The organism is Nocardiopsis sp. iso_238, assembly GCF_056173325.1.
Genome location: NZ_CM149668.1, coordinates 195,330 through 217,655, shown reverse-complemented (window position 1 = coordinate 217,655; position 22,326 = coordinate 195,330). Strand labels below are relative to the sequence as shown.

The following is a 22,326-nucleotide window of genomic DNA, read 5'->3' as shown; positions in this document are numbered from 1 at the left end:
GGACCCAGCATGGCCACGACCCTCACCCGACGCGAGCTCAACCGCGCCACCCTGGAGCGCCAGTTCCTGCTGGGCCGGGTGGCGCGACCGGCCACGGAGGTGCTGACCCGCCTGGCCGGACTCCAGGCACAGACCACGCACACCTGGTACGTGGGGTTCCAGAGCCGTGTGGAGGACTTCGACCCGCACGAGGTGGGCCGCCTGCTCACCGACGGGGCCCTGGTCCGCATGTCCCTCATGCGCTCCACCCTGCACCTGGTCACCGCCGAGGACGCCGCCTGGATGCGCCCGACCACCCAGGAGGTCATGGAGCGGGACCTGTCCCACGGCTCCCACGGGAAGGCCACCGCCGGGGTGGACCTGGAGGCGGTGGTGACCCTGGGACGCAAGATCCTGGAGGAGCGCCCGCTCACACCCAAGGAACTGGGGGACCAGATCGGTGCCCGCTGGGACGGGGTGGACGGAGCCGACCTGGCCTACGTGGTCCGCTGCCTGCTGCCGGTGGTGCAGCTCCCGCCGCGCGGCGTCTGGGGCGCCTCCGGACAGCCGGTGCTCGCCCCCGCCGACACCTGGACCGGTCTGCCGATGGCGCCCGGTCCCGACCGGGAGGCGCTGGTACTCAGGTACCTGGCGGCCTTCGGCCCGGCGAGCGTGCGGGACGTGCAGGCCTGGTCCGGGCTGACCCGGCTGAAGGAGGTCGTCGACGGCCTGCGTGAGCGGCTGGTGTCCTTCCGGGGCCCGTCGGGCACCGAGCTGTTCGACCTGCCGGAGGCCCCGCGTCCCTCGGCGGACGTCCCGGCTCCGGTGCGCTTCCTCTACGACTTCGACAACCTGCTGCGCGGGCACGCCGACCGGAGCCGGGTGATCTCCGACGACCACCTGCGCGGGCTCTCCGCGCGCAACGGCATGCCGCCCGCGACGGTGCTGGTGGACGGCGAGGTGGCCGCGTCCTGGAGGGTGGACCGGAGCCGCGGCAGGCCCTCGCTGGACGTCGCTCCGTTCCGCTCGCTCGACAGGGCGGACATCGAGGAGATCACCGCCGAGGGCACGCGCCTCCTCGCCTTCCTCCTCCCAGATGAGGAGGGTGTGCGCCTGCGCTTCACGGACCCCGACTGACTCCCCGCCCACACGGGATCCGCCCGTTTTGTGCACGTGCATCCTGACCACGGAGGGCACGGGCGGGTATGACAGGATTCTGGGGTGACTGAAGAGTTCCGCGCCGCGTTCCAACGTGTGCTCGACACCGCCGCCAGCCAGGCACCCGGCTTCCCCGAAGCCGTGCACGACGTGTTCCGGCTCTCCTCCCAGGTGTCCCGGGAGGAGCTGGCCATCGCGCTGGAGGCGCTGACTCCGGTCCTGGGGGACTGCGAACCGCACGCGGGGGTGGCCGCCGACCTCTCGGTCCTGGCCGGAGCCCTCGTCGAGTCCGGCGCGCCCGCCGGACAGGTGGGCCTGGAGGTGCTGCGCCAGCTCGGCAGCTACGGACAGGCCGCCGTGGCCTTCATCCACGCGTGGGAGAAGACCGGCGGCGGCTCCCTGCCCGCCCCGAACGACGTCGGCGAGGCCGAGGAGAAGCGGGTCGAGCAGGTCCTCGGGGACAACGCCCCGCTGGCCACCGTCGGCTGGTGGACCTCGCTCCGCTACGGCCTCGCGGCCAAGGCCATGCTCGGTGACTCCGGGGTGCGCGCCGCCGTGCGCGCCGACCCCGGCGCGCTGCACGAGCTGGGCCAGATCGTGCAGGCGCTCTCCACGCGGCTGAACGAGTTCGGTGAGGTGGGCGAGCTCCTGCGGATGTCCGAGGCGGACCGGCTCCTCGTCCTGGACCGGGCCTCCTGGCGGGGGTTCCGGGTCGCCTTCGACGGCGTGAGCGACAACTTCCAGCTCCACACCCTGCTCGCCGACGCGCTGATCGGCAAGGAGGGGCACCGCCTGCCCGGCACGCGCCCGGACCCGCGCTGGGTCGCGGCCTCCCTGGACGGCCCGGTGGACCCGCTGGCCGACGTCGTGCGCGGCGAATGGGACCTGGTCGGCGGGGACGGCACCTGGGTGGGGAACGAGGCCTGCCCCGGGGACGTCCCGGTGGTGGACGGCGAGCGGGTCCTCGTGCTGGAACCGCAGTCGCTGCTGCACTCCTGGCGGGCCGGGCGGCGCCATCCGCACATCACCGGCTCCCTCACCGTCCTGGAGGAGCTGCGCGCGGACCAGGCGACGGCCTGGTGGGCGCGGACGCACCCGGCCGGGGCGGTCCGCCACCCGCAGGCCCCGCCGATCGAGAACGACGACACCGGCGCGCACCGGCGCCCTCCCCGGCACTTCGGCGTGGCCGCGCACTTCGCGGAGGTGGACTCCGGTCCGATGTCGGCGCCGTTCGCCGCCCTGGACCCGGACCTGGACGCCCCCGGCGGCGGTCTGTCGACGTCCTTCGAGGACGTCACCATCAACCCCGGGACGGCCCCGGTGTTCCCGGACTCCCCCGCCTCGCTGTTCGACCCTCCCGCGCGACCTCCGGACGCCGGGGAGGAGGACGAGGACGACCTCGACGACTTCACCGTCCCCGCTGCCTGGTCCGGCGCGCTGTCCCCCGGTCCGGGACTCGACGGCCCCCTCGACGACCCCCTCGGCCCGCCCCTCGACGAACCCCTGTGGCGCGAACCCCGCTCCCTCTCGGAGTCGGACCCCCTTCCGGAGCCCGACCCCCTCGACGCCCCTCCCCCGGCGGACACCCCCGTCGCCGACGCTCCCCCCGCCGACGACCGGCCGCCCGGCGCCCGGCTGCTGCCGCCGATGCCTCCCGGGGTGTCGGACAGCAGCACCTGGGCCCCGCACTGGAAGTGGCCGATGGGGCCGCCCGGGCGCTGACCCCGCCCCGCCCGCGCACCCGACCCCTCCTCGGCGCGCGGGTACATGACAACTGTCATCCCCCTCGCACCGCGCCCCTCACACGAGGCCGGTGACGGCTGGGACTGTGGGCCGGGCGCCGGTTCACGGAATCATGGAGGACATGATGACGACGAGGGACACCCCTCAGGACCGCGGTCGCCCGGACGGGGACGGTGACTCCTCCCGGCCCACCCGCGAGGAGGCGCTCAAGGAGGCGGGCCGGGTCTGGGACGAGGAGGAGGCGCTCAGGGCCAAGGAGCAGTGGAGGAACCAGCGGCCCTGGCCGAGCACGATGCAGCGGCAGGACAAGGTCCTGGCCTGGATGCTCATCGGTATCCCGGCGTTCTTCCTCCTCACCATGCCGCTGCGCCCGCTCTTCATCGCGGACCACGCCATCCCCCTCGCCTTCGCCACCGGCAGCCACGCGGCCGTCGGCGCCGCCGCGGCCTTCGCCAGCATCGGTGAGGCGCCCCTGTGGCTCGTGGTCGTCGCGGGCGTGGTCGGCAAGGTGAAGATCGACTGGTTGTTCTGGTGGGTGGGCCGCCGCTGGGGACAGGGCATGATCACCTTCCTCGTCCCGAGCGAGCGGGGCCGCCGGTTCGCCGCGCGCCTCCAGACCATGAACCCCTGGGTGATGCGACTGCTGATCCCGCTGAGTTACCTGCCGGGTGTGCCCGGGGGCATCCCCCACGTCGTGGCCGGGGTGAACGGGATGCGCCTGGGCACCTACATGCTGCTGGACACCCTCGGCGCCCTGATGGTCACCGGCGTCGTGGCCGCCGTCGGGTACGGCTCGGGACAGGCGGGGGTGGACGTGGTCCTGCTCGTCGACAGCTACGCGCTGTGGCTGACGCTCGCGCTCATCTTCGGTATGGCGGCGATCCCCACCTACGGCGCGATCAGGGACCAGCGGGCGCGCCGGGCGCAGGCGCTCGGTGAGGCCGCCGAGGCCTACGACGCCGAGACGGACCGCCTCGCCGCCGGGGAGGGGAGCGCGGCCGGGCCCGCGGAGAAAGCGGTGGGGGAGGTTCCCACCACCCCCACACCCCCCAGCAGCGACGACGCCTGAAAGTCATCTCCCGGTCGCACCGGGTCGCGCGCGGAGGCGGACTCCTTGGCTAGGCTGGCGTTCGGCAATCCGACACCCCGGGCAAGCCGGCTGCGCTGGGTGCGTCACAAACACACTCAAGGAGATCCCGTCATGGGACAGCAACACTTCGATCTGGTCGTCCTAGGCGCCGGGCCCGGCGGCTACGTCGCGGCGATCCGCGCGGCCCAACTGGGCCTCAAGGCGGCCGTCGTCGAGGAGAAGTACTGGGGCGGCGTCTGCCTGAACGTGGGCTGCATCCCCTCCAAGGCCCTGCTGCGCAACGCGGAGCTCGCCCACCTGTTCAACAACGAGGCCGACGAGTTCGGCATCAAGGTGAACGGGACCGTGGAGTTCGACTACGGCAAGGCGTTCAGCCGCAGCCGTCAGGTGGCGGACGGCCGGGTCAAGGGCGTCCACTTCCTGATGAAGAAGAACAAGATCACCGAGCTCAACGGTCGCGGCACCTTCGTCGACGACCACACGATCGAGGTGCGCGGCGAGGACGGCTCGACCGAGACCGTCACCTTCGACAACGCGGTGATCGCGGCGGGCTCCTCCACCAAGCTGATCCCGGGCACCTCGCTGTCCGAGCGGGTCGTCACCTACGAGGAGCAGATCCTCAGCGAGGAGCTCCCCGGCAGCATCATCATCGCGGGCGCGGGCGCCATCGGCGTCGAGTTCGCCTACGTCATGCGCAACTACGGCGTCGACGTCACCATCGTGGAGTTCCTCGACCGGGTCGTGCCGATGGAGGACGAGGAGATCTCCAAGGAGATCGCCCGCGCCTACAAGAAGCTCGGCGTGAAGGTCCTGACCTCCACCAAGGTGGAGACGGTCGAGGACACCGGCGAGGGCGTCAAGGTCACGGTCACCGGCGCGGACGGGCAGAAGCAGACCCTGGAGGCGGACAAGCTCCTCCAGGCGATCGGGTTCGCGCCCAACGTCGAGGGCTACGGCCTGGAGAAGACCGGTGTGGCGCTGACCGACCGACGCGCCATCGAGATCGACGGGCGGGGCCGCACCAACGTCCCGCACATCTTCGCGATCGGTGACGTGACCGCCAAGCTCATGCTGGCGCACACGGCCGAGGCGATGGGGATCGTGGCGGTGGAGACCATCGCGGACGCCGAGACCCAGGAGATCGACTACCGGTTCATCCCGCGCGCCACCTACTGCCAGCCGCAGATCGCCAGCTTCGGCTACAGCGAGAAGGAGGCGCGGGAGGCGGGGTTCGACGTCCAGGTCGCCAAGTTCCCGTTCATGGCCAACGGCAAGGCGCACGGTCTGGGCGACACCCGGGGCTTCGTGAAGATCATCTCGGACGGGAAGTACGGCGAGTTCCTGGGCGCCCACATGGTCGGCCCGGACGTCACCGAGCTGCTGCCCGAGCTGACCCTGGCCCAGCAGTGGGACCTGACAGTGCACGAGGTCGCGCGCAACATCCACGCGCACCCGACCCTCAGCGAGGCGGTCAAGGAAGCGGTGCACGGCCTGGCCGGGCACATGATCAACTACTGATCCGCAGCGCCCGCACGTGAGTGAACGGGGCCGGTCCCTCGGTTGTCCGAGGGACCGGCCCCGTCGTCTCGGGGTCGCCGTTCCGCGTCAGCGGATGAGCGACTCCACGTAGCCGTCCAGGCCCACCGACGCGTAGTGGGCGCGGGCCATCTCGATCTTGGTGAAGACGTCCTCGTACCCGGTCTGGGTGCCGTCCTCGTCCACGTACACCATCGCGCCGCTGATGTTGAAGAAGGTGACCATGTGGTCGCAGTCCTCGGGGACGGCGAGGGTGTGGATCTCACCCGGCGGCTCGTAGACGAAGTGGCCGGCCTCGGCCACCCAGTCGTGCTCGTGGTAGTGCCAGCGGCCCTCGATGACGTAGCCGAAGACCGCACCGGGGTGGCGGTGCCGGGAGACGATCCCGGACGCGGTGACCTTGAGCAGGTTGCACCACTGGCCGGTGACCGTGTTGAGCATCAGGGGACGGAACCACACGTTGGGGGCCTGCGGCACCCACACGCGCGGGTCCTCGGGGACGGCCGGGATCGCGATCTCGTCGGGGATCCCGGCGGAGGGGTTGATGACGGGGGCTCGGTTCGGTGACACGGTTCCTCCAGGTGGACGGGGTGGGACGGAACTGGGGGCGGCTCAGGCGGCCAGGTAGCCGCCGTCGACGGGGAGGACCGCGCCCGTGACGAACCCGGCGTCCGGGCCGCACAGGAACTCGACCGCCCCGGCGACCTCGGCCGGGTCGCCCCAGCGGGCCATCGGGGTGCGGCCCAGGATGCGCGCCTCGGCCTCCTCGTCGGCGCGGACCCCCTCGGTGAGCTCGGTGCGGATCCAGCCGGGCGCGACCGCGTTCACACGGATGCCCTGGGACGCCCACGCGACCGCGAGCGACCTCGTGAGCTGGGTGACCCCGCCCTTGCTGGCGCTGTAGGCGGGGACCAGGGGACCGCCGAAGAAGCTGAGCATCGAGGCCACGTTGACGATGCTGCCCCCGGCCGCCTCCAGGGCGGGCCGGGCGGCGACGCACGCCCGCATGGCGCAGGTCAGGTTGATCTCCACGACCCTCGCGAACACCGCCGGGTCGAACTCCTCTTTCCTGCGGATGATCCCGGCCGCGTTGACCAGCGCGTCCACGCGCGTGAAGGAGGCCAGGTACTCCTCCAGCGCGTTCTCGCCGGTGACGTCGAGCTCGGTGACCTCGGCCCGTTCCCGGAGCCGGGCCGGGGCCCGGTCGGCGCCCAGGCCGCAGACGGCGACGCGGCGGCCCCGGTCGGTGAAGCGGGCGGCGACGGCCGCGCCGATGCCGCTGGTGCCCCCGACGACCACGACGGTCCCGTCGTCTGACCTGGGTTCGGGGACGTCCCCGGGTGCTGTCTCCATGCGCTGCTCCTTCTAGGCGTCGGAATCCGGGACGGCGAGGGACTCGATCCAGTACTCCCGGGCGAGGGCGTCGACCCCCGCCGGTGACACCCCTCTGAGGTGGACCGTGGTGTCGGTGGTCCCGGCGACCCGTCCGTGGTCCTGGAGCCTGAGGAAGTGGTAGCGCTCCGGCTGGAAGCCGAGGACCACGTCCACGTCGAAGCGGCCGCGCTCGTCGGGGGCGTCCCCGAGGCCGGGCTCGGCCTTGCCGACCGCCTGGACCCCCAGCCACCCCTGGTAGAGGAGGACGAGGAGCAGCACCAGCGCGATCCGCCGCAGGGTGGCGCTGCGGATCGCCCGCGACCCGAGGGACCTAGCGGACATCGGCGGGGCTCCCGTCACTCTCCTGGGTTCCGGCGCCGTCACGGTCCCGCTCGGCGTCGACCGCCAGGAGCCCGTTGATGCGGGCGACGGTCTCCCGGAAGCCGGGGTGGTCCACCGCCGCCTTCCAGGTGCGCGGGCGGGGCAGGTCCACGGTGACGATCTCCTGGACGGTGCTGGGCCGCGGGGACAGCACCACCACGCGGTCGGAGAGGAAGACCGCCTCGTCGATGTCGTGGGTCACGAAGAACACCGTGGGGCGGCGCTCCTCGAAGATGCGGGTCAGGTCCTCCTGGAGCCGACGCCGGGTCTGCGCGTCGATGCTCGCGAAGGGCTCGTCCATGAGCATCACGGCGGGTTCGTTGGCCAGCACGCGGGCCACGCCCAGCCGCTGGCGCATGCCGCCGGACAGCTCGTGCGGGTAGCGGTTCTCGAACCCGGCCAGCCCCACCAGTTCCAGGTACTCGCGGCCGCGCTCCTCGCGTTCGCGCCGTTTCACGCCCTTCATCCGCAGCCCGAAGACCACGTTGCCGAGCACGGTCTTCCACGGGAACAGGGCGTGCCCCTGGAACACCACGCCCCGGTCGGGGCCGGGGCCGCTGACCTCGCGGCCGTCCACCGACACCGTCCCCGCGGTGGGGTTCGCGAACCCCGCCACGGTGTTGAGGACGGTGGTCTTGCCGCAGCCGCTCGGGCCGAGGACCGACACGAACTCGCCCCGTTCCACCGTGAAGGAGACGTCACCGATGGCGACGACCTCGTCCCCGGTGTAGGTGTCGGTGTAGACCTTCTCCAGGTGCTCGATCACCAACGCGGTCATCTGTCGTCCTCCATGCTTCGCACCAACCCCCACCGCTCCACGGTGGCCCGCTCGAACGGAGCCAGCACCAGCGCGTCGAGCATGTACCAGAGCACCCCGAGCACGACCATGCCGAGGAACACCTGACTGACGTCGCCCACCCGGCGGGCGTCGAACATCATGAATCCGATCCCGCTGGTGCCGACGATGATCTCCGCCGCCACCAGCGCCCGCCAGCCGTAGCCCAGGCCGGTGCGCACACCGGTGGCCACGGACGGCAGCGCGCCCGGCAGGATCACCTCGAAGAACACCCGGACCCTTCCGGCGCCGAGGCTGCGCGCGGCCCGGATCAGCTCCTTGGGAACCTGCTCGACCCCGGAGACCACGCTCAGCATGAGCGGGAAGACGATCGTGTAGACGATGACGAACGTGACGGCGGTCAGGCTGAACCCGAACCACACGATGACGATCGGCAGCCACGCGATGTCCGCGATCGCCTGGAAGAACAGCAGGATCGGCCACACGGCCTTGCGCAGCCGCCAGAACAGGGCGGTGAGGAAGCCCATCGGGAGCCCGATGAGCAGGCCGAACCCCACCCCGTACGCCAGCCGCTCCAGGGAGTCGCCCAGGTAGCCGACGAGGATGCCCTTGCGGACCAGCTCGACGAACTCCAGCAGCACCCGGTCGGGGCCCACGAAGAAGGCCTGCGGGAAGAGTCCGCTCTCCGCGAGGACCCACCACAGGGCCACCACCGGCACGAACGGGCCCAGCGTGCGGAAGGCGGGGCTCCGGGTCAGCCGGAGCCAGACCCGCCTGTGCAGCGGGGCCCGGCGTCGGACCGCCCGTGCGGGCGCGGCTCCCCCTGGGGAACCGTCGCCCGCCGTAGCGGTTCCGGCGGGTCGGACGGTCCCGCCGGAAGTCTCACCCAACGACCGCATCAGCGACCACCCCCCGTCATGCCCCACCGCTCCACGGTGTTCCGCTCCAGCGGGGCGAGCAGGAGGCGGTCCATCAACAGCCACAGGACACCGATGACCACCATCGAGGCGATGATGACGTCGGTGGAGAAGGAGGTCTGGGCCAGGAACAGCGCGTAGCCCAGCCCCGCGCTGGTCGCGATGATCTCCGCCGCCACCAGACCGCGCCAGCCGTAGCCGAGGCCGATCCGCAGACCGCTGACCACGCTCGGCAGGGCGCCGGGGAGGAGGACCTCCCAGAACAGCCGCCAGGGCCCGGCCCCCAGCGAACGCGCCGACCTCAGCAGCTCGCCGGGGATGCTGCGCACGCCCAGCATGGTGTTGTAGGCGAGCGCGAAGAACATCGCGTTCCACACGATGAAGATGACCGCACCGTCCCCGTAGCCGAGCCACAGGGTCGCCACGGGGATCCAGGCGATCCCGGCGAGCGCCACGGAGAAGCGCAGCAGCGGGGTGAAGAAGGCGGAGAGGATCCGGCTGGCACCGAGCGCGATCCCGAACGGGATCGCGGTGACGATCGCGATGACCGCGCCGACCAGGACCCGGTACAGGCTCGCGCTCAGGTGCCGGGCCAGCTCACCGCTGACGGCCATCGCCCACAGGGCGTCGACCACGTCGGTGACCTGCGGGAAGACCCGTTTCGGCACTCCGGTCACGGCCACCGCGGCCGCCCAGGCTCCCACCAGGGCGACCAGCGGCAGCACGAACCAGAGGAAACCGGCGGCCCGGTCTCCGGTACGGCCGCGGCGTGGGGCGGCCGTACCGGATCGCGCGGTGCGTCCGGAACCACGCGTCGGGCCGTGCGTCATACGGCGCACGCCTCCTGGTCGACCTCACGGATGAACGTGTGGTCGGCCTTGATCTCGGCCGTGTTGGGAACCTCGGGGAGATCGTCGAACAGCTCCGGGTTGTTCTCCTCGACGGAGAGGATCGGGCCCGGGACGAACAGGTCGTTGATGTCGGTCTCGTACTCCAGCTGGCCCTGCTCCTCCAGCAGGAGCGCGACGGTGTCCAGCGCCAGGTAGTTGCAGGCGGAGAAGCGGCCGTCCAGCTGGGCGACGTTGTACTCCATGGCGGCCTGGGCGACCTCGGGGTCGGTGCCGGTCAGCCAGCGCGCGGCGGAGTCGGCCGCGTCCTCGGGGTTCTGCCGGATCCACTGGTCGGTGGCGGCGCGGGCGGTGAGGAAGGCCTCCACCATCTCGCCGTTCTCCTCCAGGTACTCCGGCGTGGTGATGATGTACCCGATGAAGGGGATGTAGCCGCCGCCGCGGAGGATCTCCTCGGAGCCCTCGACCTGGTCGGTGATGGTGATCGGCCACGGGTCCCAGATGACGGCGGCGTCGATGCCGCCGGTCTCCAGGGCGACCGGCATGTCCGGCGGAGCGGTGTTGACCATCTCGACGTCGTCCGGGTCGATCCGCAGGTCCTTGAGGAGGCCCAGCAGGTACAGGTGGTTGATGGAGCCGAAGGTGGTGCCGATCTTGGCGTCCTCCAGCGTGGAGAGGTCCTTCGGGTCGATGCCGGAGTCCTCGGCGGCGACGATCGCGGCCGTCTCGTCGATGCTGCGCTGGACGGCCGAGCCGGTGTAGTTGCCGACCAGGGCCAGGTCCACGCCCTCGCCCGCCGCGGCCAGGGCCGGGACGCCGACCTGGATGATGTCGACCTCACCCGCCTCCAGCGCGTTGATCGCGTCGACGCCCGTGGGGAACGGGTCGGCCAGGGTCACGTCGAGGCCGTGGTCCTCGAAGTAGCCGATCTCGGTGCCGACCGGGAGGCCGATCTGGTCGATCGCGGACACGTATCCGGCGCTGATGGAGCCGCTGACGGAGCCGCTGGCTCCCTCCACATCCTCGTCGACGGTGGACCCGCCGCCGCACGCCGTGGCGAGCAGCGCGACGGAACAGACAAGGGAAAGGGGTGTGAGCGGAAATCGCTGCATGAGGGTTCTTCCGGTACGGGGTGTGCGCCCTCACACGAACGCTTGCACGTGCCGTTTCCACTGGTGGAAGACGCACCTGGAACCCGCCCGCGCGGCGGTGAGGGAATGGGGCTGGAGGGCGTGCGAAGCTCCGGAGGACGAGGAGTCGCCCGGAACTTTCATGCTTTCGCTTGCCGACCGTATCGGGATATCGCCCCAACCGTGAAGTTCCCTTCGCTTATACCCTTATCAGGAAAGCGAATACTGCCCGGTCGGGGTGACCTATTCCTCACCGCGTCGTGTGTTCCGTACCCTTGTCGACAGCGTTCCCGCAGGTCGGGGCGCTTCGGTTACAGCCTGGAGAATTCTCCGCGCCGCCGGGGTGAGGGCGCGGGTGGAGTCCCAGCAGACGGCCACACGGCGTCTGGGGGCGCCTTCCAGGGGCCGCACCCGGACCCCCCGGGTGTCGGCGCTCCAGGCGGCCAGCCAGTTGGTGACCCCGACCCCGATCCCGTGCGCGACCAGCGACACGAGCGTCTGCGGCTGGTTGGTGGCCTGGACCGGGGTGATGGTCAGACCGTGTTCCTGGAAGACCCGGTAGGACTCGAACTCCGCCGTCTCGGGGGCGTCGAGGCGTCCTATGACCACGATGGGGTGTTCGGCCACGACCGCCATGGGGACGGGGTCGGGGACGTCGGAGAGCGGGTGGTCCTCCGCGTGCACCACGACCAGCGGTTCGGCCCACAGGGGCCTGCTGACCACCGAGGGGGACGCGGGCTCGGGGGTCATGGGTCTGAGGTAGAGGTCGATGCCGCCCGCAGCGAGGGCCTCGTCCAGTTCGAGGGTGGCGTGTTCCGTGAGCACCACCTTGATGTCCGGGTCGCTGACCGCGAGGGACTGGAGGAGTGCGGGCACGAAGGCCGCGCTGGCGCTGGGATAGGAGCCCAGGGAGACGATGCCGCGCGTGCCGCCCCGCCAGGGCGCCATCGCGGACTCGGCCCGTTCCAGGGCGCGCAGGACGTTGCGGGCCTGGACGGCCAGGGCGCCGCCCGCCTCGGTGAGCTGAACCGGACGCTTCTTCCGGTCGAAGAGCGGTTGGCCGATCTCCCGTTCGAGCGCGGCGACGTGTTGACTGACCCGTGGCTGTGACCTGCGAGTGGACTCTGCGGCGGCGACGAAACTGCCGGTGTCGACCACCGCCAGGAACGAGACGAACCACTCAAGGCGAATGTCCGTGTCGAGCATGTCGGGGGGTGCTCCGGATTGCCTAGGGGATGAGGGGGGTCACACAATACCGAAAAGGGAAACCAGGTGCGAAACCGGTCATAAATCACACTGGCACCTACGGCCCCTCCCTTTTCAGACTATTACCGATACTGATTCTGGCATTCCGGGAACCGGGCGCCGAGGCCGGATCGTCCCCTCCTGCCCCCACCCCCCGCGACGGGCCGCCCCGGAGCCCCGGACTTGCTAGGTTTCCCTGTGTGTCCCCCGCCGGAGCCGCCTCCGCCCGGCGCACCCCCGAACCGAAAGCCACCCATGCGCCTGATCCCGTCCTCACCCCTCTCGTGCCTGGGCACGGCCGTCGCCGCAGTCGTGATCGGCGGTGTCGTCCTCGTCGGCTGCGACGTGGTCGACCTCGACCTGGACCTGAGCATGTCGTCAGGCGGCGCGGACTCCCCCGAGGAGGAGGCGAGCGCCAGCCCGAGCCCCGAGGAGCAGCCGGAGGAGGAGTCGTCCGCCTACGGCCTCCCGGAGTCCTGTGAGGCGGCCGGCGCCGCGCAGATCGTCGGGGACCTGGCACCGGGCCAGGTGCTGACCGAGGAGAGCGGGGAGATCGACGGGATCGAGGACGCCGAGCAGCTCTCCTGCACGTTCAGCGACGGGAGCACGGGGCCCGGGACGCCGTCGTTCACCCTCGTGTTCACCTCGGGCGCCGACCCGAGCGCCAACCCGGACGTCGTCCAGGTGCCCGGCGCCGAGGCGGAGATGAACTGGGAGGTGGACGTCGACGTGGACGTGGACACCTACCACACGGAGGACTCCGACGACCTGGGCGGCGACCTGGAGTACGTCGGCACGGTGGACGGCTCCAGCCGCCACCTGTACCTCCAGCTGCCCGGCGACTTCCACGTCACCGCGATCGCCTACTTCGAGGACGTCGAGCGCGGCGACCTGGAGCGGGTGGTCCTCCAGGCCGCGGGCCAGATCCGCGACTAGACCCCCACGTGCGAGGGGCCGCCGACGCGTGTCGGCGGCCCCTCACGCGTTTTCGGGGTCGGCCGGAACTCCCCATCGGACGGCCGGTCCGGGTGTGCCCGGCCCGGCAAAAGCACCGTCGGCGGACGTTCCCACCCCCGGCCCACCCGGAATCCGCATCGCCTCACCGACGCGCTCAGAGGTTCCTTGCCACCGCCCCCACCTGCTGGGATTCTTCCCGCAACACCGCAGCGAGCCTGGTCTCGCACGTCGTGGCCCGATCCCCCTCCGCCCCTGTCACGCGGCCCCGTGCCGCCCGGAAGGAACCTCTCGTGACCGACGTACACACCACACCGGATCTCGCCCGCCAGTCGGGGACCTTCGCCATCGGTGGAGACCTCCCCGTCCACCGCCTCGGTTTCGGCGCCATGCAGCTGACCGGTCCCGGCGCGTGGGGAGAGCCCCAGGACCGCGACGAGGCCGTGGCCGTGCTGCGGCGCGCCGTCGAGCTGGGCGTCACCCTCATCGACACCGCCGACTCCTACGGCCCCGAGGTCAACGAACGGCTGATCCGCGAGGCCCTGCACCCCTACCCCTCGGACCTCCTCGTGACCACCAAGGTGGGAATGACGCACTCCGGCCCCGGGGAGTGGGAGGCCAACGGAAGGCCCGCGCACCTCAAGCGCCAGGTGGAGGCGAGCCTGCGCAACCTGGGCCTGGAGCGCATCGACCTGCTCCAGCTCCACTGGATCGACCCGGAGGTGCCGCTGTCCGAGCAGCTGGGTGCCCTGGTGGAACTGCGCGAGGAGGGCAAGATCCACCACATCGGGCTGACCGGTGTGACGAGGGAGCAGCTCCGGACCGCCCGCAAGACGACCCCCATCGCCTCGGTGCAGAACGAGTACAGCCTCAGCCAGCGCAGGTCCGAGGACGTGCTGGAGCGCTGTGAGCAGGACGGGATCGCGTTCCTGCCCTGGGCACCGATCGCCCGCGGTGAACTGGCCGGACCGGACTCCCCGCTGGCCCCGATGGCCGCCGAGCTCGGGGTGACCCCGGCCCAGCTCGCGCTCGCCTGGCTGCTGCACCGGTCCCCGGTGATGCTGCCGATCCCGGGCTGCGCGCGGGTCGGGCACCTGGAGGAGAACATGGCCGCCGCCTCGGTGAAGCTCACCGAGGAGCAGAGCGACCGCGTCCGGCGGCTCCTCGCCGTCTGACCCGCGACACGGTGGACGTGGAACGGCCCCGGTCGGCGTACGTACGCCGACCGGGGCCGTTCCCGCTTCCGTGTGCTCAGGAGATGTCGGTGGTGATGGTCTCCCCGAGACCGAACATCTCGTCCATCTCGACGGAGGCGACGTCGACGTCGTCACCGACCACCGCGATCTGGCCCTCGACGCGCTGGCCGGGGCTCAGGGTCACGGCGGAGAGCGGGTTGATGTCCGCGAAGATCGCGTCCGCCCAGTCCGACCGGACGGTCCCGTCGGCCAGGATCACGTTGAAGTAGATCGGGTTGACCTCAAGCGGTTCGTCGCTGTTGTTCTCGACGGTGACGTCGATGACGGTGTACACGGTGTCGTCGATCGTGTCACCGGCCGTGCCCGCGTGGGAGGCGGTCAGGACGATGTCGGAGACCTCCTCGGCGGCCTCCTCCTCGGCGGGCTCCTCCTCGGCCTCCTCGGTCTCCTCGACCGCGGCCTCCTCGGTGTCCGAGGAGCCGGACTCGGTGGAGGAGGACGTCTCGTCACCTCCGCTCAGGGCGGCCACGCACCCGACCATGAGGAGCAGGATCAGGAGGACGCCGAGGCAGCCACCGCACCCGAGGCCGACCTTCTTGCCGGTCGACATGCCGGACTTCGGCGGCACGGGCGGGGGCCCGTAGGGCGGCTGCCCGCCGTAGGGCTGGTTCGGGTCGTACGGACCCTGGTTCGGGTCGTAGGGGGGCGGCTGCGCCCCGTACGGCTGGTTCGGGTCGTACGGAGGCTGGTTGGGGTCGTACGGAGGCTGCTGACCGTACGGCTGGTTCGGGTCGTACGGGGGCTGCTGGCCGTACGGCTGATCGGAACCGTAGGGCTGGTTCGGGTCGTGGGGGTGGGACATGGGGCTCCCTCTCTGGGAACAGGAACGGCGGAGCGGGAGCCGCCGGGGGACGTGTGCGTCGTTCAGACGTGCGGGCCTGGTACCGGGTTCCCGCTCACGGCGCGTCTGTCGACAGACGTTAACCGGCTTCGGAGACACTTCGTCACGAAATGGGGACCAGTTCGGTCACAGGGGGCGAACCCGGTCGAACGCGGGTCCGCGCGGGCGACCGGCCCGGAACACGAGAGGGGCCGCCGACCCGTGGTCGGCGGCCCCCGTGGGTTCCCGGATCAGTACTCGACCGGGATCTCCTCGAACTCACCGAACGGACCCGCGCGCAGGGTCAGTTCCTCCACGTCCACGGGGGGCGCGGGGTAGACCGCGACCAGCTCGTGGGTGTTGCCGGGCTGGATCATGTGGACCTCCTCGGCGAAGCTGCTGTAGCGCCCCTCACCGAAGTCCATCTGGGCCACGTAGCGGACCAGGCCGTTCTCCGGCTCGAAGAGCTGGAAGCCGCCGAGGGTGCCCTTGTTGAACTGCTCGGGCCCGCCCGCGACCGACTCGGAGCCGCCCAGCTCGGGGGTGAGCGGCTGGTCCGTGGTGTTGGTCATCGCCACGGTTCCGATGACGTACGCGCCGTCGCGGCGGAGCGGATGGATCTCCAGACGGATGCCGTCCTTCTCCCCCTCCGCGACCACGGAGCCCGGGTCGTCGCTGTACGGCGCGGGCCACGTGACGTTGCGCTGGGCCACGCCCAGGCCGTCGTCGTCGTACTCCTCGTCCTCGGTGGCCTCGACGGTGGGGTTGAAGACGTACGAGAACTCGACGCGGCGGTTGCGCGCGCGGGCCTCCTCGTCGTCCGGACCGCCCTCGCGGGCGATCGGCTCGCGCTTGCCCCGGCCCTCGACCTCCAGCGCGTAGTCGGTGCCGAGCTCCTCCGCGAGGAGGTTCCGCACGGTCTCGGCGCGCTCCACGGACAGGTTGTCGTTGTACGAGGCGTCCCCGATGCCGTCGGTGTGGCCGATGACGGTGATGGTGGGGTCGTCGGGGTCGACGTTGTTGGCCAGCGTGGTCGCGGCCCTGCGCACGACGTCGGCGGCGGTGTCGGTCAGGTCCGAGCGGTCGAACTCGAACATGACGTCCGAGTGGAGGGAGATGATCTCGCGGTCGCCGTCACGCGTGGTGGAGGCGATCTCGGAGTCCACGAAGCTCTGTACCCAGCCCTCGTCGGCCACGGCGTCCTCGTCGGGACGGCGGTTGGCGAAGGTCAGGTTCTCCCCGCGTCCGGGCGGGTCGTCGAGGCTGAGGTGGTCCGGCCCGTTGGGGTTCTCGGGGTCCGCCCTCTCCTCGTCCACGTCCTGGACGGGGATGCCGGTCATCGCGCCCAGACCGCTGCCGACGAAGGTCACCTGGGACACCTCGTCGGGGATGCGGGGGAAGTACCGGGTGTACTCGTTGGTGACCCCGTCGTGCACGGGGTAGAGGCCGTCCTCGTTCGGGCTCTCGGATCCGTACTTGAGTCCCCCCTCGTCGAGGAACTGCCGGTACACGCGACCGGTCAGGGGGTCGACGAGCGTGTGGGCCATGCTCAGGTTCCGGTTGGGCCCGGCGAAGTCGTCCAGGTAGGTGACCTCGTAGTGCATGACCGTGTAGTCGTCGGTGCGCTCCAGGCCGGTGATCGAGAAGCGCATCTCGGCGTCCTGCCCGGTGTCCTGGAAGATCCGGCCCTCGCGGACGTAGGGGAACTCCTCCTTCACCTCCGGCGGGCCCGACGCGTCGCCGAAGGTCTCCGACCACCAGTCGGACACGGGGGTACAGCCACTGAGCAGGAGGGTGCCAGAGACCATGAGCGCGACCACGGTGAGGGGCGTCTTCCGCGCCATGTGGGGGAACTCCGATCGTTGAGGAGACGTACGGGCAACATCCTCCTGCACTCACGGGGTCGAACCGACCACTGCGTCCCCGTAGGGGCGGCGACGACCTGCCTGGCCAGGGGTGACCCGTATGGGGGATTCTTCGCCCGCGGAGCAGGACCGCCCCCTCCAAAGGTGCGGTCCGCCGGGCCCGGGCGGCGTGTGTTCGTGCCCGGGTGGTGTGAGTCGGGGACCACCCAACAAGCTACCGACGCGTAGCGTCGTATCCCGGTGACGGAAGGACATCACCCGAAGGAGTGACGCATGCGCAGATCCACTCGCGCCGCGGCGACGACCGCCGTGGCGCTCGTCCTCGCCCTCGGAGCCTGTGGTTCCGGGGGCGACGACGAGGACCCTGAAGGGGCGGAGCAGGAGACCGGGGAGGGCTCGGCCGGTGACGGGAGCGCGGCCGGACCCTTCGGCCCCGGGTGCTCGGACTTCCCCTCCGAGGGCGAGGGCAGCCTCGACGCGATGGCCGACCAGCCCTTCGCGACCGCTGTGGCGGGGAGTCCGGTGCTGGGCCGCCTGTCCGACGCCCTCAAGCGGGCCGGGCTCGACGGGGAACTGGACACGGCCGAGGGGATGACCGTGTTCGCCCCGACCAACGAGGCCTTCGACATGTACCCGGACCAGGAGATGGACGACCTCCTCGACGACCCGGACAGCCTGGCGTACCTGCTCAACTACCACGTCGTCGCGGGGGAGGTCGGCAGCGGGGAGCTGAACGGGGGCGTGTTCGACTCCCTCAACGGCGGCCGGGTGCGCACCTCGGGCTCGACCGGCGCGTACACGGTGGACGACTACTCGCCCGTGGTCTGCGCGGACGTGCGGACCGCCAACGCCACCGTGCACGTGGTGGACATGCTCCTCATGCCGTCCTGACCGGGGCGGACGGAGGGGCACGCCGGGGGCCGGGGGAGAAATCCCGGAAAAACCGCCCGTCCACCAATCCGGTTCCCTCCCGGCCCCGAATGACCCACGTGACTACCAGGACACGCGGGGAACAGCACCCGCCACACGACGGACGGCGCCGAGGCGTCGGGGCGGGTCTCGGCCTGCTCGTCGTCGGGGCGGCGCTCGGCTTCGGTGAACTCGCCGCCGGGCTCCTCGGCGTGACGTCCCCGGTGGTCACGGTCGGCGACGCGCTCGTCGACAACAGCCCCCGGTTCCTCATGTCATGGGCGATCGCGCTCTTCGGCACGGCCGACAAGGCCGTGCTGGTCACCGGAGTGCTGCTCGTGCTGGTCCTGTCCGGGGCGGCCCTGGGTGTCGTGGCTTCGCGCCGCCCCGTGGCGGGATACGTGGGACTGGGGTTGTTCACGGCGGCGGGGCTGACCGCCGTGGCCCTGCGCCGCGCCGACGACCTGGGGGCGGCCGCGGCCGTGGTCGTCGGCGGGGTCGCGGGGGCCGTCGCCCTCGCCCTGCTGCTGAGGAGCCTGGGCCCGGTCCGCGCAGAGGGGGCGGGGTCGGATCCCGGAGCCGGGCCGCGGCACGGAACCGACGCGGACCCGACCACCGGGACGGGTTCCGAGGGCGACACCGGGAACGGCTCCGAGGACGACACCGGGCAGGCCCGGGAGCCGGGCGCGAAGGGTGACGCCCCCGGCGTCTCCCGGACGGGCTCGGACGCGGGTCCCGGCCGGAGGGGCTTCGTGCTCACCGCCGCCGGGGTCCTGGCCGCCTCCGGGGCTGCGGGTGCGCTCGGACGCGCGCTGCCGTCCCTGCTGGGCGGCGCCGGTTCCGGAGCCTCGCTGTCCCTGCCCGCCCCGGCCGCGCCCCTGCCCGCCCTGCCGTCCGGCGCCGACCTCGGCGTTCCGGGGCTGGCCCCCTTCACGACCCCCAACAAGGACTTCTACCGGATCGACACCGCCCTGACGGTCCCCCGGCCGGACCCCGCCCAGTGGACGCTGCGCGTGCACGGGATGGTGGACCGCCCGTTCGAGATCACCATGGACGAACTGCTCTCCCGCGACCTCGTCGAGGCGGACGTCACCCTGTCGTGCGTGTCCAACCAGGTCGGCGGGGACCTGGTCGGCAACGCCCGCTGGCTCGGGTTCCCCCTGGCCGACCTGCTGCGGGAGGCCGGGGTGCACTCGGGCGCGGACCAGATCCTCAGCACCTCCAGCGACGGCTGGACCTGCGGCACCCCCACCGAGGTGGTCATGGACGGCCGCGACGCCCTCCTGGCCGTGGGCATGAACGGGCGGCCGCTCCCCCGCGAGCACGGCTACCCCGCCCGCCTGGTGGTCCCCGGTCTGTACGGCTTCGTCAGCGCCACCAAGTGGGTCACCGACATCCGGCTGACCCGCTTCGCCGACGAGGAGGCCTACTGGGCCCAGCGCGGCTGGGGTGTGCGGGCCCCGATCAAGACCATGTCCCGGATCGACGTGCCCTCCCCTCTGGGCCGGGTCGGGTCCGGCGAGGTGGTCCTGGCCGGGGTCGCCTGGGCCCAGCACACGGGGATCGCCGGAGTGGAGGTGCGCGTGGACGACGGCGACTGGTGGGAGGCCGAGCTCGCCGCCGTCCCCGGCATCGACACCTGGGTCCAGTGGGTCACGGAGACCACCGTCGACCCCGGAAACCACTCGGTGGAGGTCCGGGCCACCGACACCACCGGCTTCACCCAACCCTCCGAACGCGTGGACCCGATCCCCGACGGCGCCACCGGCTGGCACCGGATCCGGTTCACGGCCACCTGAGCGGCGGGGCCGAGAGCCGCCGCCGCGCACCGACACCCCCTCACACCGACCGAACGCAGTCACCGACAAGGGAGATCACGATGAACCGCATGACCGCCACCGCCCGCAGGAACACGCTCGCCGCCACCGCCGCGGCCGCCGCGCTCGCCTTCGGTCTGTCCGCCTGCGGTGGCATGGACGACTCCGCCGGTGAGAACACGGACGCCGGGGCCGCCGAGGAGACCGAGGGGACCGGTTCCGAGGAGGGCATGGACGAGGGCACCGACACCGCCGGTGAGAACTTCGGGCCGGGCTGCGCCGAGGTGCCCGCGGACGGCGACGGCAGCTTCGAGGGCATGGCCCAGGACCCGGTCGCCACGGCCGCGTCCAACAACCCGCTGCTGTCCACCCTGGTCACGGCGGTGGGCGAGGCCGACCTCGTCGACACGCTCAACTCGGCCGAGGACATCACCGTGTTCGCGCCCACCAACGAGGCCTTCGACAAGATCCCCGAGGAGGACCTCAACGCCCTGCTGGAGGACCAGGAGCAGCTCACCGAGGTGCTGACGTACCACGTGGTCGAGGGCGAGCAGGCTCCCGACGCCCTGGAGGACGGCACCTTCACCTCGCTCCAGGGTGACGACGTCACCACCGAGGGCGCTGGCGAGGACTTCACCGTCAACGGCGACTCCCGCGTGGTCTGCGGCAACGTGCAGACCTCCAACGCGACCGTCTACCTCGTCGACACGGTGCTGATGCCCTCCTGATGAGAGGCTTCGTCGGAAGGTCACCCGGGCGGTCCGCGCGTTGAGGCCGGGCCGTCCGGGTCCCCGCCGGGAAGCCGACCGGGCCAGCCCCGAGGCCGGGTCACGGAGAGAACGAACCACCGCCGAGACGAGAAGGGTCCGGATGGACAGGGCAGCCGCCGCGCCGCACGACGCGTCCCACGACGCCGATCCGCCCGGGTTGGAGGAGCTGTTGCGCCTCGTGGCGCGCGGCGACGAACAGGCCTTCGGCCGGGTCTACGACCTCATCAGCCCCACCGTGTACGGGCTGGTGCGCCGCATCCTGCGCGACCCCGCCCAGTCGGAGGAGGTCACGCAGGAGGTGCTCGTCGAGGTGTGGCGCAGCGCCTGCCGCTACGACGCCCGCCGGGGCAGCCCCCAGGCCTGGGTGATGACCCTGGCCCACCGGAGGGCCGTGGACCGGGTGCGGTCCGAGCAGGCCAGCAGCGACCGGGAGGCCCGGGCCGCGGCGGCCGACACCCAGCGGCCCTATGACGAGGTGGCCGAGGAGGCCACCAACCGGCTCGAACGAGAACGTGTGCGCCGATGTCTGGACACGCTGACCGAACTCCAGGAGCAGTCGGTGCGGCTGGCCTTCTACGGCGGCTACTCCTACCGTGAGGTGGCCAGACTGCTGTCGGCGCCCCTGGGCACCATCAAGACGCGTATGCGTGACGGGCTGATCAGGCTCAGAGACTGTCTGGGGGTGGAGTGGTGAGAGGGACGATGGGACAGGACACGCACACGCTGACGGGGGCCTACGCCCTCAACGCCCTCTCCCCGACCGAGAGCGCCCGGTTCGAGGACCACCTGGCCGACTGCGACTCCTGTGTCCAGGAGGTGCGGGGTTTCGCCGAGACCTCCGCGCGGCTGGCCGCCGCGACCGCGCAGACCCCGCCCGCCGAACTCCGGGCCCGGGTGCTGGAGGAGGTCGCCCGGACCCGGCAGCTCGCTCCGGCTCCGGAACGCCTCCCCGAGCCGCGCGCCCGCCGCACCTGGCCGTGGATGCTGGGTCTGGCTCTGGCGGCGTGTGTGGCGGCGATCGTCGCGCTGGGCGCCGTGGTGCTCGACCAGGGCCGACAGGTGGACGAGCTGCACGCCAACGAGCAGCGGATCGCGGCGGTGATCTCGGCTCCGGACGCGGTCTCCACCAGTGCGGAGCCCATGGAGGGCGTGAGCGTGACGGTGGTGAGCTCCGAGGCCCTGGGTGACCTGGTGTTCAGCGCGCACGGCCTGGAGGACCTGCACGAGGAGGACTACCAGCTCTGGCTGACCCGCGACGACGGCAGCGTGTACTCGGCGGGCGTGCTGTCCGTGGACGAGGCCGGGTTCGTGCTGCCGGTCCTGGCGGAGCCGGAGGAGGGCACCGAGGGCGTGGCGGTGACCGTCGAGCCTGAGGGCGGTTCGGACCAGCCCACGTCGGATCCGGTGATGGCGATGCCGGTCACCGGCTGACCGGTACGACTCCGGCGCCGTGCGGCGTTCGGACGCGGTGTGGCCCCCGTCCCCCTGGCGGGGGCCGCGCCGTGTCCGGAGCAGGGCGTTCCCCGAGCGAGCTGCACCCCGGGCCAGAGGATTCGGGGGCGCCGAGTACGACGGGGGGCGCCCCCGAGTAGGCACCACGGGACCGGAGGGGTTCAAGGGTCGCCTGGTCCGCCGTAAGGCGCCTTCTCCCCGGGCCAGCGACACCACGGGACCAGAGGTTCGGGGGCCGCGCCGTGTCCGGCGGAGGTCGATCCCCGGGCGAGCGGCACTCGGGGAC

Annotated in this window: 21 protein-coding genes; 11 read left to right on the top strand and 10 right to left on the bottom strand. The window is 71.7% G+C overall.

The annotated features are described in order from the left end of the window. Positions 1–9 precede the first annotated feature (9 nt). The 4 genes from AC0VYL_RS01030 to lpdA all read left to right on the top strand — a co-directional run bounded on the left by AC0VYL_RS01030 (position 10) and on the right by lpdA (position 5,488). Entirely contained in the window at positions 10–1,116 is a 1,107-nt protein-coding gene (locus AC0VYL_RS01030) for a winged helix DNA-binding domain-containing protein (RefSeq protein WP_475458124.1), read from the top strand. An 84-nt stretch (positions 1,117–1,200) separates the two neighbouring features. Further along, positions 1,201–2,859 carry a hypothetical protein gene (locus tag AC0VYL_RS01025; protein ID WP_475482044.1) on the top strand — a complete coding sequence of 553 codons (1,659 nt, stop codon included), beginning with the start codon at positions 1,201–1,203 and terminating at the stop codon, positions 2,857–2,859. A 142-nt stretch (positions 2,860–3,001) separates the two neighbouring features. Further along, on the top strand, positions 3,002–3,949 hold the full coding sequence (locus AC0VYL_RS01020) for a DedA family protein (RefSeq protein ID WP_475482043.1): 948 nt from the start codon (positions 3,002–3,004) through the stop codon (positions 3,947–3,949). Positions 3,950–4,081: 132 nt separating this feature from the next. Further along, positions 4,082–5,488, top strand: a complete 1,407-nt coding sequence (lpdA, locus tag AC0VYL_RS01015) for a dihydrolipoyl dehydrogenase (protein WP_475458118.1) — start codon at positions 4,082–4,084, stop codon at positions 5,486–5,488. An 87-nt stretch (positions 5,489–5,575) separates the two neighbouring features. Here lpdA and AC0VYL_RS01010 read toward each other — a convergent pair whose 3' ends face one another. The 8 genes from AC0VYL_RS01010 to AC0VYL_RS00975 form a co-directional block, all read right to left on the bottom strand. Next, entirely contained in the window at positions 5,576–6,076 is a 501-nt protein-coding gene (locus AC0VYL_RS01010; RefSeq protein WP_475458116.1) for a 2,4'-dihydroxyacetophenone dioxygenase family protein, read from the bottom strand. Between the two features lie 42 nt (positions 6,077–6,118). Continuing rightward, positions 6,119–6,859: an SDR family NAD(P)-dependent oxidoreductase gene (locus AC0VYL_RS01005; RefSeq protein ID WP_475458113.1), complete on the bottom strand. Its 741-nt coding sequence runs from the start codon at positions 6,857–6,859 to the stop codon at positions 6,119–6,121. Positions 6,860–6,871: 12 nt separating this feature from the next. Beyond that, positions 6,872–7,222: a hypothetical protein gene (locus tag AC0VYL_RS01000; RefSeq protein WP_475482042.1), complete on the bottom strand. Its 351-nt coding sequence runs from the start codon at positions 7,220–7,222 to the stop codon at positions 6,872–6,874. Then, the gene (locus AC0VYL_RS00995; protein WP_475458109.1) at positions 7,212–8,039 is read right to left on the bottom strand and encodes an ABC transporter ATP-binding protein; all 828 of its coding nucleotides are present in this window, start codon (positions 8,037–8,039) and stop codon (positions 7,212–7,214) included. Before AC0VYL_RS00995 ends, AC0VYL_RS01000 begins: the two co-directional genes overlap by 11 nt. Then, entirely contained in the window at positions 8,036–8,947 is a 912-nt protein-coding gene (locus AC0VYL_RS00990; protein ID WP_475458107.1) for an ABC transporter permease, read from the bottom strand. Before AC0VYL_RS00990 ends, AC0VYL_RS00995 begins: the two co-directional genes overlap by 4 nt. Before the next feature lie 8 nt (positions 8,948–8,955). Next, positions 8,956–9,804 (bottom strand): ABC transporter permease, encoded by an 849-nt coding sequence (locus AC0VYL_RS00985; protein ID WP_475458105.1) that lies wholly within the window; start codon positions 9,802–9,804, stop codon positions 8,956–8,958. Continuing rightward, positions 9,801–10,934, bottom strand: coding sequence for an ABC transporter substrate-binding protein (locus tag AC0VYL_RS00980; RefSeq protein ID WP_475458103.1), 1,134 nt, complete (start codon positions 10,932–10,934; stop codon positions 9,801–9,803). Before AC0VYL_RS00980 ends, AC0VYL_RS00985 begins: the two co-directional genes overlap by 4 nt. 261 nt (positions 10,935–11,195) lie before the next feature. Next, positions 11,196–12,158 carry a LysR family transcriptional regulator gene (locus AC0VYL_RS00975; protein ID WP_475458101.1) on the bottom strand — a complete coding sequence of 321 codons (963 nt, stop codon included), beginning with the start codon at positions 12,156–12,158 and terminating at the stop codon, positions 11,196–11,198. Positions 12,159–12,452: 294 nt separating this feature from the next. Between AC0VYL_RS00975 and AC0VYL_RS00970 the strand changes: the two genes are divergently transcribed. Further along, positions 12,453–13,133 carry a hypothetical protein gene (locus AC0VYL_RS00970; protein ID WP_475482041.1) on the top strand — a complete coding sequence of 227 codons (681 nt, stop codon included), beginning with the start codon at positions 12,453–12,455 and terminating at the stop codon, positions 13,131–13,133. Positions 13,134–13,444: 311 nt separating this feature from the next. Beyond that, complete coding sequence (locus AC0VYL_RS00965) at positions 13,445–14,326, top strand: aldo/keto reductase (protein ID WP_475482040.1); 882 nt, start codon at positions 13,445–13,447, stop codon at positions 14,324–14,326. A gap of 76 nt (positions 14,327–14,402) precedes the next feature. Here the strand turns inward: AC0VYL_RS00965 and AC0VYL_RS00960 are convergent, their stop codons facing one another. Together AC0VYL_RS00960 and AC0VYL_RS00955 are read right to left on the bottom strand one after the other, a co-directional pair. Continuing rightward, positions 14,403–15,209 (bottom strand): DUF4352 domain-containing protein, encoded by an 807-nt coding sequence (locus AC0VYL_RS00960; protein WP_475458094.1) that lies wholly within the window; start codon positions 15,207–15,209, stop codon positions 14,403–14,405. A gap of 269 nt (positions 15,210–15,478) precedes the next feature. Next, positions 15,479–17,071 (bottom strand): OmpA family protein, encoded by a 1,593-nt coding sequence (locus AC0VYL_RS00955; RefSeq protein WP_475482039.1) that lies wholly within the window; start codon positions 17,069–17,071, stop codon positions 15,479–15,481. Positions 17,072–17,365: 294 nt separating this feature from the next. Between AC0VYL_RS00955 and AC0VYL_RS00950 the strand changes: the two genes are divergently transcribed. The 5 genes from AC0VYL_RS00950 to AC0VYL_RS00930 all read left to right on the top strand — a co-directional run bounded on the left by AC0VYL_RS00950 (position 17,366) and on the right by AC0VYL_RS00930 (position 22,019). Further along, positions 17,366–17,983 carry a fasciclin domain-containing protein gene (locus AC0VYL_RS00950; RefSeq protein WP_475458089.1) on the top strand — a complete coding sequence of 206 codons (618 nt, stop codon included), beginning with the start codon at positions 17,366–17,368 and terminating at the stop codon, positions 17,981–17,983. A gap of 98 nt (positions 17,984–18,081) precedes the next feature. Continuing rightward, positions 18,082–19,800 carry a molybdopterin-dependent oxidoreductase gene (locus AC0VYL_RS00945; RefSeq protein ID WP_475482038.1) on the top strand — a complete coding sequence of 573 codons (1,719 nt, stop codon included), beginning with the start codon at positions 18,082–18,084 and terminating at the stop codon, positions 19,798–19,800. An 80-nt stretch (positions 19,801–19,880) separates the two neighbouring features. Next, positions 19,881–20,546, top strand: coding sequence for a fasciclin domain-containing protein (locus tag AC0VYL_RS00940; RefSeq protein ID WP_475458084.1), 666 nt, complete (start codon positions 19,881–19,883; stop codon positions 20,544–20,546). A gap of 142 nt (positions 20,547–20,688) precedes the next feature. Beyond that, a complete protein-coding gene (locus AC0VYL_RS00935) occupies positions 20,689–21,282 on the top strand; it encodes a sigma-70 family RNA polymerase sigma factor (RefSeq protein WP_475458082.1) in 594 nt (197 codons plus the stop codon). Positions 21,283–21,290: 8 nt separating this feature from the next. Then, entirely contained in the window at positions 21,291–22,019 is a 729-nt protein-coding gene (locus tag AC0VYL_RS00930) for an anti-sigma factor (RefSeq protein WP_475482037.1), read from the top strand. Positions 22,020–22,326: the final 307 nt, after the last annotated feature.